Source organism: Chitinophaga terrae (ex Kim and Jung 2007) (genome assembly GCF_900107795.1).
GTDB classification, from domain to species: Bacteria; Bacteroidota; Bacteroidia; order Chitinophagales; family Chitinophagaceae; genus Chitinophaga; species Chitinophaga terrae.
On sequence record NZ_FNRL01000007.1, the window covers coordinates 196,989 to 210,588 of the forward strand.

Sequence of the window (13,600 nt, forward strand, 5' to 3'; positions counted from 1 at the left end):
CACATGCGTTTGAATAAACAACTACATATTGCGATTTTGCTGATAGCTGCCGGAAGCTGGTTTTCCTGCAACGTCATGAAACCGTATACGCCGCCTGGTATTACGCAGTCGAACCTCTACAGGGACGCAGGCACGTCAGATACCAACACCATTGCTACCCTTCATTGGAGGGAGATATTTACAGATACCCTGCTGCAACAACTGATAGAAGCGGGTATAAAAAATAACCTTGACCTCCAGGTAGCCTATTCGAGGATGCGGCAGGCGGATGCTTCATACCGCCAAAGCAGGTTGGCATTGTTCCCTGCTGTTAATGCCGATGCATCGGCTACTTTTGCGGGAGCCAGCAACACCGTCAATACGCAACGCAATATTACCAGCCAGGTCTATACCGCGGAAGTAACCGCAAACTGGGAAGCGGATATATGGGGAAAGCTCCGGAGTTCTAAAAGGGCCAACCTCGCTGCCTTCCTGCAGGCCGGCGCCAATGCAAGAGCGGTGCAAACCGCCCTGGTAGCAGAGATAGCCAACAACTACTACCTTCTTCTCTCACTGGACGAAAAATTAAAAATAACCCAGCAAACGGTTGTTAACCGGGAAGCTACGGTGGAAGTAATGAAGGCGCTGAAAATAGCCGACGTAGTGACCGGCGCGGCAGTGGTACAGAGTGAAGCCAGCAGGTACGCGGCAGAAGTAACTATCCCCGACCTGAAACAGTCGATCCGGGAAACGGAGAACCAGTTGTGCATTTTATTGGGCGTACCCTCGGGCCCGATCGCTCGGGACAGCCTGAACGACCAGCTTCCTATTATGCTGCTCAAAACGGGGGTACCCATGCAGCTGCTGGCCAACAGACCGGATATACAGGAAGCCGAATATAACCTCAGGTATTATTTTCAACTGGCAAATGTTGCACGGGCTCAATTTTATCCTTCCCTGAACATCAGCGCTTCCGGCGGCTATTCGGCCTATCGTTCGTTCACCGGCCCGGGATCTTTTGTGAGCAACCTGGTAGCGGGTTTAACCCAACCTATCTTCAACCAGGGGATCAACAAGGCCAGGCTGAAAATAGCCAGGGAACAGCAACAACAGGCTGCGTTAGGGTTCCAGTCGGCAGTGCTGACGGCAGGACAGGAAGTTTCTAATGCCTTGTTCAGCTACCAGACAGCGATGGATAAAAGCAACACCCGGAGGCTGCAGCTGCTGAATCTTCAAAAATCCGTTGAATACACGCAGGAGCTGGTAAGATATGGATTTGCCAACTATACGGAAGTGCTCAATGCCCAGCAAAGTTTATTGCAGGCACAGTTGCAGCAGATCAATGATCACTTGCAAAGGCTGCAATCAATTGTTTACCTGTACCGGGCGTTAGGCGGGGGGTGGCAGTAACTATGCGTTCATGAACTTCATGATCGCAGAATAAATGTCTTTTTCCCTGAAAGGCTTCAGTAGCCAGCCATTGAAACCGGCTTGCCTGATAGCCTCTTCATCGGCAGCCGAGAGATTGGCGCTGAGCGCCAATGCGATCACGCTGGCTTTCCGCGGATCAGGAGATTGGCGTATCTGTTCCATGACCTCTGTTCCCATGAGGCCCGGCATATGAAGATCCAGCAATACAAAGTCGTAATTATTCCGTTGAAACAGCTCCAACGCTGCAGTACCACTGGTGGCCATATCGAACTGACATTTCCAGCGCGTAAGTATCATTTTCAGCAAGAGAAGGTTCATTTCCTGGTCGTCGGCGATCAGCACATATTTGCCCTCCATAAAAGCGCCGGTTGGTTCTTCCACGTCCCTGGGCGGTGTTTCCTGCATCAATGGCATTTCAACTTTGGGGTAAGGAATTTCGAATGAAAAAGTGCTTCCTTTCCCTACTTCGCTTTCTACCGTTATATCTCCGCCTTGCAGAACCAGCAAACGCTTGGTAATAGCCAGACCAAGGCCGGCGCCCTTTATCTGGTTGCCTGCCTGGAAAAACCTGTCGAACAGGTGAGGAATGGCCTCCTTTGCAATCCCTTCCCCGGTATCTATTACCGAGAACCTGAACAGCCTATTATCCGCGTCTTTCCCTGCGAGTGTAGCCTTAACCGTTACTGTCCCTTTTTCCGTATACTTGACTGCATTGCTGATCAGGTTCAGGAGTATCTGTTTAAGACGGAAAAGATCGCCATGTACCTGGCCTGTTTTATCGCCATCAAAAGTTGCTTCGAATACCAGCCCCTTTTTCAGCGCCTGCACTCTCATCATTGCAACGGCTTCATTGAATACCTGGTATAAAACGAATGGCTGAGGGTTAAGGGAGATATAATTCTTTTCCAGTCTGGAAAAATCCAGTACGTCGTTCGCTACCTGCAGCAGGTGATCCGCTGCCGCAACAATATGCTGTACGGTTTCTTTCTGGGTGATATTCAGCGGAGAATAGAGCAACTGTTCCGAGAGTCCAATGACTGCATTCAATGGGGTCCGCATTTCATGGCTCATGTTATTCATAAACTCCGTCCTTATCCGGGTTGTTTCCCTGGCTTCCTGCCGTTGTGCTTTTAGTTCACGGTTCCGGTTCCGGTTGATGATGGTGTTCCGGGTAATAACCAGGGTGCAGATAAATAATAAAGCCAATGCTATCCAGGCCAGTTGCTGCATTTTACGGGTGCTTGCTTTCACTATCTCCCGGGCGCCGGCACGTTCGGCTACAGCTTCCTCCCTTGCTCTTTCACGCAGCGCATACAGGAGGCTTTTAAGTTCGCTCATGATCAGCATATTTGTACCGGCCAGCGATGATTCTTCCTGGTTAAGCCGCAGGCGGTCGCTCAATTGTTCCCTGATCACGCGCTTGTAGTAAAGATTGATCTCGTTGATGATCCTTTTAAGTTGCTGAGAGTCGTAGGCCGATTTATCCAACACCCTGCCATCGGGTGTTTTAACAAGGATGGTTACCGCTGTACCAACAGTATCCATCCTGTTTGCCACGGCATTTCCCAATCTTTTAAGTATTCCTTTCTTTTTCTTTGGCAGGTTGGTAGCGGAAACTGTATCCATCGTTACTTTCTCCTGTTTTACCCGGGTGGCAGAATAGTCGGGGATCTTGCTGATGATCCTGTCGGCAAAGTTGCTGTTTCCCGCAACAACCAATAGCGAATCGGCGGTTGCTTTCAGCCTGGCAATATTCCTGGATACGTCGTCCCTTCTTCTTACCAGGTTATTCAGCTGCTGGCTGTTATAGGTAGCGTCGAGCGTTGTGCTGATCGTGTCGATGATGTCCAGTACGCTGCCCAGTTGCTCCGAGAACCGGGCCAGACTTTTCCGTTCGTACAGTGCTGTATATATCCTGAAATTGTTTTCTGCATCGTTTAAAGTAAAGATGGCCGAATCCAGCAGGTGAATGCTGGGATCGTCTGCCGCCAGGGTATCGGTAGCCTGCAATAGAGAGTCGGCGCTCCGCTGATGTACCCTGTATCCTATAAATATGACGCTGATAAGTGCCAGTAAAATGCCGACCAGTAGAACAATAAACAGAACGAACGATTTGCGCATATAGCTAAACAATTATGACTCTTATTCCGATAGTAAGGGGATCAAATGGCTATTGGACCTATTACAATAAACCCGCCAATTTGGTTGTAAACGTATGGTATATACGAGCAAATGAGCGATTCGGCTTTTATCCTTGCCGTAATATTTCTATCTTGTCAAAAACCACGTTACGATGCCAGTGAACAAAATTATGATAGCCGCTTCGATGATCGCGGGATTATGCAGTTTTACCTGCCAGCCTGCCGCAGCCCAGAAGAAGAAAGGCTGGAAACTGATATGGCAGGAAGAATTTAATTATACCGGCTTGCCTGACACCAGCAAATGGAGTTATGAAGTAGGCCATGTACGGAACCGGGAGCAGCAATACTACACCAATGCCAGGCCGGAGAACATCCAGGTAGCCGATGGGCTGCTGCATATCAAAGGGCGGAAGGAAGACTGGCCCAATGCGGCTTACAATCCCGGCTCCAGGGAATGGAACCGGAAAGACAGCCTGGCGAGGTATACCAGCGCCAGCATCAATACCAATAAAAAGTTTGCATTTACCTATGGCAGGATCGAAGTAAGGGCAAAACTGCCTGCCGGCGGCGGCATGTGGCCTGCCATCTGGATGCTGGGCGCCGACCATAGCCACGGTGGCTGGCCTATGGCAGGCGAGATCGATATCATGGAATTCATCGGCAATGAGCCATCCAATATCTATGGCACCATACACTGGGGGAAAGCAGGCGGCGGACATACCTCCAGTGGCAGCAAGATCAGTGCGCCGTCGCTGCACGACGATTTCCATGTGTATGCAGTGGAATGGAACAGGGATGAATTATCTGTCTGGTTTGATGACAGCGTATATCATCGCTTCCCTTTAGCAAAAGCACAGGCCGGGGATTTCAATGCTTTCAGGCATCCGTTCTATATACTGCTCAACCTTGCCATGGGCGCCGACTGGCCAGGACCGATAGACGATTCAGTATTGCCGCAGGAGTTGTTGGTAGACTGGGTAAGGGTTTATCAACCTAAAAAGAACAGATAATTACCGTTCAGCCAAAAAAATAACCAAATAATACATTTTTTCTTACGTTTGCCCCTTCCCTATTGGAGGGTCGATTCTTTTAATTGCAATAAATCAGCTTATGAATGGAATGAAACAAGCTGTAGTAGCAGGGCTTTTCGGAGCATTTACTGTACTGCAGGGGTTAACAGCATCCGCACAGGTGGTCAATGAAAAACCCAAATTAATTGTAGGCATCGTTGTAGATCAGATGCGTTGGGACTATTTGTACAGGTATTACGACCGTTATGAGAACGGCGGTTTTAAACGGTTATTAGGAGAAGGCTTTTCCTGCGAAAACACTTACATCAGCCATCTTCCTTCTTTTACAGCAGTAGGGCACAGTACCGTTTACACAGGTAGCGTGCCGGCTATTCACGGTATTACAGGCAACGACTGGCCCGACCAGGTGACCGGCCGTAAATGGTACTGCACGGAAGACACGCTGGTACAGCCAGTTGGCACTACAAGCAGCGCAGGCAAAATGTCGCCCCGCAACCTGCTTGCCAGCACAATCACTGATGAACTGAGACTTGCAACCAACTTCCGCTCTAAAGTAGTGGGCGTTTCATTAAAAGACCGCGCATCAATCCTGCCGGCCGGCCATACGCCTAACGGCGCTTTCTGGTTCGATGATGCAAATGCCAGCTTCGTTACCAGCAGCTGGTATATGAATGAACTGCCGGATTGGGTTAAGAAATTTAATAAAAGGAACGAGCCTAAGAACCTGATGTCGAAAGACTGGGAAACCTTGTATCCTATCAAATCATATAAGCAAAGCACTGCTGACGATGTAGAATGGGAAGGTTTGTCGGCCGGCGAGAAATCACCGGTTTTCCCGCATGAACTGAAAGACGTGTATAAGAAAGATCCCGGGATCATCCGCTCTACTCCTTTCGGCAATACGCTGACCCTGAACTTTGCCAAAGCGGCAATCGACGGGTACGACCTGGGTAAAGGAGAAGCAACTGATTTCCTCACCATCAACTGCGCATCTACCGATTACGTTGGACATAAATACGGTCCTAACTCCATAGAAGTGGAAGATACTTACCTCCGCCTGGACAAAGACCTGTCTTCCTTCTTCAGCTACCTGGACCAACGTGTTGGTAAAGGCAATTACCTGGTATTCCTGACTGCCGACCATGGCGCCGCGCACTCCATCAGGTTTATGCAGGAGCATCAACTGCCAGCCGGACAGGTAGAAAGAAGCAAACTTGCAGCAGGCCTGGACAGCGTGTTAACTGAACGCTTCGGGGTAAGCAAACTGGTTTCATCTATTATGAACTACCATGTGAGCTTCGATAAAGCAAAGATCAAAGCGTCCAAATTAGATTATAATGCAGTGAAAGCCGAAACCGTGAACTACTTTCAGTCACAACCCGGTATCCAGTTCGCTGCAGACCTGGACAATATAGGCAACAGCCCACTGCCGGAGCCGATCAAATCAATGGCGATCAATGGCTACAACCCTAAACGTACAGGCGCTGTTATCATTATCCCTGAACCAGGATGGTTCGAAGGTTCCCTGAAAGGTACTACCCATGGCAACTGGAATCCGTTCGATATCCATATCCCATTGGTATTTATGGGCTGGCATGTTAAACACGGTGCAACCAACGACACTGTACACATGACCGACATCGCGGCAACGCTGGCCGCAATGCTGCACATCCAAATGCCTAACGGCTGCGTGGGCAAACCCGTAAAAGACCTTTTGTAATTTCACGCAAAGGTTTCACGCAGAGAGGCATAAGGAGCAAAGCGCGCAAAGATTTTTATTAAGGAAAATAAGAAAGCAAAGGCAGTAGAGATTGAGTTATATAACACAATCTCTACTGCCTTTGCTTCTTAAAATTCGCTTCGGTCCAAATATCACCTTTGCCTCTTAAAATCCGCTTCGATCCAAAAATCTTTGCGCGCTTTGCTCCTTATGCCTCTCTGCGTGAAACCTTTGCGTGCAAGTTTGAAAAGTTGTTTTGAAAAGTTGTTCAATTTTGTACTTTTGTTTATATCTTTGTGTCATAAACAGTTTTCCATGCCCAGGGAGAAGAAAGTTTCTATGGATGCCTCCACGGAGGAAAGGATCATTGCTGCCGCCAGGATCGTATTTACCAGAAAAGGTTACGAGTCGGCCAAGATCAGGGATATAGCTGCGGAAGCGGATATCAATCTCTCGCTGGTTAATTATTATTTCAGAAGCAAGGAAAAACTGTTCCAGCTGGTGATGAGCGAAGTAGTGGAGCAACTTTTCACAGGCGTTACCAGCATACTGAATGACCGTAACCTGTCGCTCCACGAAAAGATAGAGCAGCTGGTCAGTTATTATACTGCCTTGCTCCTGCAGAATCCCAATTTCCCGCTGTTTATGGTCAACGAACTGTTTTCGGGCGGCGATACTATTTTAAAAGGTAACCGTAAAGACGCCATCTTTCAATCTCATTTCTTCCAGCAACTGGCTGCTTTACAGGCAAACGGCAAACTCTCAGTCAATCCCCTTCACATACTCGTTAATTTAATCGGCTTTATGGTAATGCCCTTCCTCGCAAGGCCATTACTGGACAGGAGTAATATCCTGAACCCTGAAGCTTTTAAGGCATTTATAGAAGATCGGAAGCAACTGATCCCTTTGTGGATCAAGAGCATGTTGAAATAATTCCGGGGCTATACTGATCAGACCTTGATCCTTTAAACTACTTATATCTGCTATCACATGAAGAAAATGAAGATAACAGGTTGGTTGGTGGCGATGCTATGCCCGGCGGCGATCGCAGCGCAAACCAATACACTGACCCTGGACGAGTGTTACAGGCTGGCACGGGAGAACTACCCGCTGATAAAGCAGCATGACCTGATCAGCAAAAGCGCTTCCTATGCGGTGGAAAATGCAGGGAAACAATACCTGCCGCAGCTCAGCATCAACGGGCAGGCCACTTACCAATCCACTACCGTTAATTTTTCGGATGTCATCCCTCCCCTTCCGGGCATTACATTTCCAAGCCTGAGCAAAGACCAGTATAAGATACAGGCAGAGATCTCCCAGCAACTTTACGACGGGGGCGTCAGCAAATTCCAGAAAGAGAACAGCCGGAGCAACGAGCAGGTACAACAGCAACAACTGGAAGTGAACCTGTACAGCATTAAAGAACGGGTAACCCAGTTATACTTTGGCATCCTCCTGCTGGAAGCGCAACTGGAACAGAACCAGCTAAGAAAAGCAGACCTCCAAAGCGCGGCGGATAAGGCACAGGCAGCGCTGAACAACGGGGTAGCCTTCCGAAGCAATGTTGATGAGCTGAAAGCAGAAATAGGAAATGCAGATATGGCGGCTACGGAGTTGCAGGCTAACAGGCAAGGCTATATTAAAATGCTCAGCCTTTTTGTGAACCAGCCGCTTAACGACAGCATACGGCTTACCTACCCCGCTCCCCAGGCCAAGAATTTTACCATCAACCGGCCGGAACTTGCCTTATACGATGCGCAGAAAAGATATTATGACACGCAGGAAAAACAACTCAAAACCGGCTATCTGCCCAGGTTAAACGCATTCCTGCAAGGAGCTTACGGCAGGCCTACCCTCAATATTGTCGACAATAGCTTCGGCGCCTGGTGGATAGGCGGTATCCGGCTTAGCTGGTCGCTCGGCGCCCTGTACACCCTGAGGAACAACCGGCAGCAATTCGAGATCAGCAGGCAACTGGCAGACATCAGCAAGGAGACATTTCTCTTCAACACCCATCTGTCGCTCTGGCAGCAGGATAAGGATATAGATAAATTCTCGAAACTCATTTCGCAGGACGATGAAGTAATAGCCCTCCGGTCGTCTGTTCGCCAGTCGGCCCAGGCGCAGCTCGACAACGGGGTTATCACCGTCCATGAATACATCTCCAAGCTGAATGCCGAGAACCAGGCGAAGCAATCGCGTATCCTGCACCGCATACAGCTGCTACTGGCCGAATACAATTTTAAAAACACTTCCGGAAACTGATCAATCTTCATATATGAAATACAACCTAACAGCAGGCATTTTCTTAACCCTCTTTATAAGCAGCTGCGGAGGAGGCAAATTGGATTACGATGCATCTGGCAATTTCGAAGCGGATGAAGTGATCGTATCTGCCGAACAAAATGGCCAGATACTTTCCTTTCCCCTCCAGGAAGGCGCGCAAATAAAAGCTGGAGACATAGTAGGACAACTGGATGTTACCATCCCAACCCTGCAAAAAGAACAGGTGCAAGCCACTATACAGGCATTAAGCCAGAAGACAGCAGACCCGGTTCCGCAGACGCAGCTGGTACAACGGCAATTGCTGGTGCAGGAAGCGCAACTTCAGCAACAATACAGGGAAAGGATCAGAACAGAGAACCTTGTGAAAAGCGATGCCGCCACCCAAAAGCAGCTCGACGATATCAATGCGCTGATCGTTCAGCTGGAACGGCAGCTCAACGTTACCCGCCAACAGCTTAAACTGAACAATTCCAATACCGCTACGCAAAACAGGAGCATATTAAGCGAGAAAGCGCCGTTGGAAAAGAACCTGGCGCAGCTGGAAGAACAGGTAAGAAAAGGAAAGATCATCAATCCTGTTACCGGAACCGTATTATCGAAATACGCTTACCAGGGAGAGATGGCAACAATTGGCAAGCCGCTGTATAAGATCGCCAATATTGATACCCTTTACCTGAAAGCTTATGTAACCGGCGCAACCCTGCCGGAAATCCAGCTGGGACAGCAGGTAACGGTAAGGATAGACCAGGGAAAGACGGACTATAAATCCTACCCCGGCGTGATCACCTGGATCTCCGATAAATCGGAGTTCACACCCAAAACCATACAGACAAAAAATGAAAGAGCCAACCTGGTATATGCAATTAAAGTAAGGGTAAAAAATGATGGCTACCTGAAAATAGGTATGTATGCAGAAATGTTGATCAACAAAAAACAATCATGAGCGCAGTACTGCTGGATCATATCACCAAAACCTACGAAGAAGGGAAGGTAATTGCAGCAGATGACGTATCGCTGCAAGTGGAAGCCGGCGAACTGTTTGGCCTGATAGGACCAGACGGCGCAGGCAAAACATCGCTGTTCCGCATCCTCACCACTCTGCTGCTGCCCGATAAGGGAACAGCCAAAGTATTGGGATATGACTGCAATAAAGAATACCGGGAGATCAGGGCCAGGATAGGTTATATGCCAGGCAGGTTCTCGCTGTACCAGGACCTGACGGTGAAAGAAAACCTGGATTTCTTTGCCACGCTCTTTGGAAGCAGCATCCGTGAAAACTATGACCTGATCAAAGACATTTACCGGCAAATAGAACCTTTTAACAATCGCCGGGCCGGAAAACTTTCCGGCGGCATGAAACAGAAACTGGCGCTCTGCTGCGCGCTGATACACAAGCCGGAAGTGCTGTTCCTCGACGAACCTACTACCGGTGTAGATGCGGTATCGCGCAAAGAGTTCTGGGAGATGCTGCAACAGTTGAAAAAGCAGGGCATCACCATCGTAGTGTCTACCCCTTATATGGATGAAGCGGTTCTTTGCGAGCGGATAGCGCTTATGCAGGCAGGAAAGATCATGGCAATAGAGCGGCCGGATACCATTATCTCCCGGTTTCCTGATACCCTGTACGCTATTAAAGCAAAGAATATTTACGGCTTACTAACGGAGCTGCGTAAACGAAAGGAGATTGCCAGTTGCTACCCGTTCGGGGAGTATATCCATATTACCTTAAACGCTCCTGCATCGCCGGAAGAACTAGAACAGGCGCTGGTAAGGTCGGGCCAGGAAGACGTGGAGATCAAAAAGATCAGGCCAACGATAGAAGACAGTTTTATACAGTTAATGAACCGGGCAAATACGGAAGTATGACAGATAAAGTAATCAGTTGCCGGGAACTCACCAAGAGATTCGGCGATTTTTATGCGGTAGATAAGATCACTTTTGATGTGAGCAAAGGAGAGATCTTCGGGTTCCTCGGAGCAAACGGCGCGGGGAAAACCACGGCTATGCGTATCCTCTGCGGCCTTTCGTTCCCGACCTCCGGCCAGGCTACCGTGGCGGGTTACGACGTGTATACCCAACAGGAATCCATCAAAAAGAATATCGGTTATATGAGCCAGAAATTTTCGTTGTACGAAAACCTGACGGTAGAAGAGAATATCACTTTCTTTGGCGGCGTTTATGGAGTGCCTGCCGCCACTATCAAAGAACGCAGCCGGCAGCTCATCAGCAACCTGGGATTAACCAATGAAGCAAAGAAACTGGTGGCAGGGTTACCCTTGGGCTGGAAGCAAAAGCTGGCATTCTCCGTTGCGATCTTCCATGAACCAAAGATCGTTTTCCTGGATGAACCTACCGGCGGCGTTGATCCCGTAACCCGGCGGCAATTCTGGGACATGATCTACGAAGCGGCTGCCAACGGCATTACGGTGTTTGTCACCACACACTATATGGATGAAGCGGAATACTGCAACAGGGTTACCATCATGGTAGACGGGAAAGTGGAAGCGCTGGATACTCCCGGTAATCTAAAACAACAATTCAACGCATCCTCTATGGATGAAGTATTTTACCAGTTGGCCCGCCGGGCTACCAGGTCGGCCGATTAAAACCACTGCTATGAAGCAATTCCTTGTTTTCATAAGAAAAGAATTTTTCCATGTATTCCGCGACCGGCGTACACTGCTGATCATGTTCGGGCTTCCGCTGGTACAGATCGTGCTGTTCGGGTATGCCCTTACCAGCGAGGTAAAGAATATTACCTTAACGGTAATAGACAACTCCAGGGATGAGAACAGCAGGCAGTTGGTGAACAAGATCAGGTCGTCGTCCTATTTTGTGGTAGATGAATCCAGCATCGACTATAACGATGTACTGGCCGCATTCAGGAAAGGAAGCGCCAAATGCGCGCTTATCTTCCCCGCCGGTTTCGGGAATGATCTTTTGCACCAGGGTAAAGCGCAGATCCAGATCCTGACAGACGGATCGGACCCTAATACCGCCAAAACGGTGGTAAACTATATCAGCAGTATCACCACTGCTTACCAGCACGAGATCAGCCGGCAAAGGCCTTTAAAATACCTCATTATCCCTGAACCCAGGATGTTGTACAATGAAGAAGGAAATGGCTCGCTGAACTTTATACCGGGGGTAATGGCGCTGGTACTGATGATCGTATGCACTGCCCTTACTTCTGTGTCGGTGGTGCGGGAAAAAGAAACCGGCACCATGGAGATATTGCTGGTTTCTCCTTTTAAACCGCTGTTGGTGCTGATAGCAAAGGCGGTGCCTTACCTGATCCTCTCGTTGCTGAATATTATCATGATCCTCCTGCTGGCGGTATTTGTATTGAATGTAACCATTAAGGGCAGCATTATCCTGCTGTTCCTGGAAAGCATGTTGTTTATCATCACCTGCCTGTCTTTCGGCCTGATGATCTCCAACACTACCAACTCACAGCAAACAGCGCTGCTGCTTTCCATGATGGGCCTCATGATCCCCACCATGATCTTTACAGGGTTTATGTTCCCATTGGAGAACATGCCAAAGATCTTCCAGCTGATCTCCAACCTGGTGCCCTCCAGGTGGTATTTCCTTATTATCAAGGCGGTGATGCTGAAAGGACTTGGATTTAAATATATATGGAAAGAAACATTGGTATTGCTGGCGATGACATTGATCCTGCTCACTATTGCGCTGAAGAAATTTAAAACCAGGTTATCATGAAAGTGCTGGGTTATTTATTGCAGAAAGAGTTTAAGCAGATATTCAGGGATAAGACCATCCTTGCGATGATGTTTGCGATGCCTACCATACAGTTGATCATACTGCCGCTGGCGATGAACTTTGATGTAAAGCGTATCAACCTGGCGGTGGTAGACCATGACCATAGTACTTATTCTTCCCGGCTTATCAACAAGATCAATGCGTCGGGGTACTTCCGGCTGGTAGCCGGCGCCGCTTCGTTCGGCGAGGCAATCCGCTATGTTGAAACTGAAAAAGCGGATGTGGTATTGGAGATACCGCAGGGTTTTGAGCGGAATCTTGTGAGAGAGGGCCAACAGCCGCTGGGCATTTCCGTTGATGCCATAAACGGCACGAAAGCGGCTATCGGGGGCAATTACCTGCTGACAGTGATCAGTGACTACAACAGGGAAATCCCTGTCAATGCCAATGGTTTTACGAAGATGAATGAAATAGAGATCACCTGGTCGAACTGGTTTAACCCGTTGGCAGAATACCGTTTCTATATTGTGCCGGCGGTGCTGGTACTGTTGCTTACGCTGATAGGCGGGTTTATGTCGGCCCTGAATATAGTGAGAGAAAAAGAAGCAGGCACCATAGAACAGATCAACGTAACGCCTATTAAGAAGTGGCAGTTTATTTCCGGGAAGCTGATCCCGTTCTGGGTAGTGGGAATGATCGTTTTTACCCTTGGGTTGCTGATCGCCTGGGCGGTTTATGGAATATGGCCGGTTGGCAGTTTACTGACCATCTATGCGTTTGCGGCGATCTACCTGGTGGCGTTACTGGGATTCGGGCTGCTGATCTCTACCTATACCGAAAACCAGTTGCAGGCGATGTTTGTGGCTTTCTTTTTCATGATGATATTTATGCTGATGAGCGGGTTGTTTACAGCGGTGGACAGTATGCCCCGCTGGGCCAGGATTGTTGCGAACCTGACGCCTGTGACGCATTTTATTAAAGTGATCCGGATGGTGGTGTTGAAAGGAAGTTCGTTTGCTGATGTCGGGTTGGAATTTGCATACCTGGTAGGGTTTGCGGGTGTGCTGAATGGATGGGCTATATTTAATTACAGAAAAACAAGTTGAGTGTGCATATTATTTTGTACCTTTTATTACTCTTTTCCACTTATCGACCCATTTTTTCCCGCAAGAGCGCCCAGTAGATCAAGCGCGCAAAAAATACTCATCATTTGGAAATGTTTTCAATTAAGATGAAGACCTGAATGCCTTTAGAAGTGCCTGAACTTTTAAAGGCATTTTTGGTGAAAC

The 13,600-nt window shown here is 48.5% G+C and carries 11 protein-coding genes; 10 read left to right on the forward strand and 1 reads right to left on the reverse strand.

Features of this window, described 5'->3' with window-relative positions; genetic code table 11:
• The first annotated feature begins 3 nt into the window (after positions 1-3).
• The gene (locus tag BLV62_RS09945) at positions 4-1,389 is read left to right on the forward strand and encodes an efflux transporter outer membrane subunit (RefSeq protein ID WP_168927930.1); all 1,386 of its coding nucleotides are present in this window, start codon (positions 4-6) and stop codon (positions 1,387-1,389) included.
• Here the strand turns inward: BLV62_RS09945 and BLV62_RS09950 are convergent, their stop codons facing one another.
• Positions 1,390-3,531, reverse strand: coding sequence for an ATP-binding protein (locus BLV62_RS09950; protein WP_089761188.1), 2,142 nt, complete (start codon positions 3,529-3,531; stop codon positions 1,390-1,392). It abuts the gene before it with no gap.
• Positions 3,532-3,703: 172 nt separating this feature from the next.
• Here BLV62_RS09950 and BLV62_RS09955 point away from each other — a divergent pair, with 172 nt between their 5' ends.
• From BLV62_RS09955 to BLV62_RS09995, 9 genes are all read left to right on the forward strand, one after another.
• Entirely contained in the window at positions 3,704-4,561 is an 858-nt protein-coding gene (locus BLV62_RS09955; protein ID WP_089761190.1) for a glycoside hydrolase family 16 protein, read from the forward strand.
• Positions 4,562-4,670: 109 nt separating this feature from the next.
• Positions 4,671-6,302 carry an alkaline phosphatase PafA gene (gene pafA / locus BLV62_RS09960; RefSeq protein WP_089761191.1) on the forward strand — a complete coding sequence of 544 codons (1,632 nt, stop codon included), beginning with the start codon at positions 4,671-4,673 and terminating at the stop codon, positions 6,300-6,302.
• Positions 6,303-6,617: 315 nt separating this feature from the next.
• Entirely contained in the window at positions 6,618-7,235 is a 618-nt protein-coding gene (locus BLV62_RS09965) for a TetR/AcrR family transcriptional regulator (RefSeq protein WP_168927931.1), read from the forward strand.
• Between the two features lie 57 nt (positions 7,236-7,292).
• Positions 7,293-8,567: a TolC family protein gene (locus BLV62_RS09970; RefSeq protein WP_225889646.1), complete on the forward strand. Its 1,275-nt coding sequence runs from the start codon at positions 7,293-7,295 to the stop codon at positions 8,565-8,567.
• 13 nt (positions 8,568-8,580) lie between these two features.
• Positions 8,581-9,531, forward strand: a complete 951-nt coding sequence (locus BLV62_RS09975; RefSeq protein WP_089761194.1) for an HlyD family secretion protein — start codon at positions 8,581-8,583, stop codon at positions 9,529-9,531.
• Complete coding sequence (locus BLV62_RS09980; RefSeq protein WP_089761196.1) at positions 9,528-10,454, forward strand: ABC transporter ATP-binding protein; 927 nt, start codon at positions 9,528-9,530, stop codon at positions 10,452-10,454. Before BLV62_RS09975 ends, BLV62_RS09980 begins: the two co-directional genes overlap by 4 nt.
• On the forward strand, positions 10,451-11,194 hold the full coding sequence (locus tag BLV62_RS09985; RefSeq protein WP_089761197.1) for an ABC transporter ATP-binding protein: 744 nt from the start codon (positions 10,451-10,453) through the stop codon (positions 11,192-11,194). Before BLV62_RS09980 ends, BLV62_RS09985 begins: the two co-directional genes overlap by 4 nt.
• Positions 11,195-11,204: 10 nt before the next feature.
• Positions 11,205-12,311 (forward strand): ABC transporter permease, encoded by a 1,107-nt coding sequence (locus BLV62_RS09990; RefSeq protein WP_089761199.1) that lies wholly within the window; start codon positions 11,205-11,207, stop codon positions 12,309-12,311.
• Positions 12,308-13,417 (forward strand): ABC transporter permease, encoded by a 1,110-nt coding sequence (locus BLV62_RS09995; RefSeq protein ID WP_089761201.1) that lies wholly within the window; start codon positions 12,308-12,310, stop codon positions 13,415-13,417. Before BLV62_RS09990 ends, BLV62_RS09995 begins: the two co-directional genes overlap by 4 nt.
• The last annotated feature ends 183 nt before the right edge of the window (positions 13,418-13,600 follow it).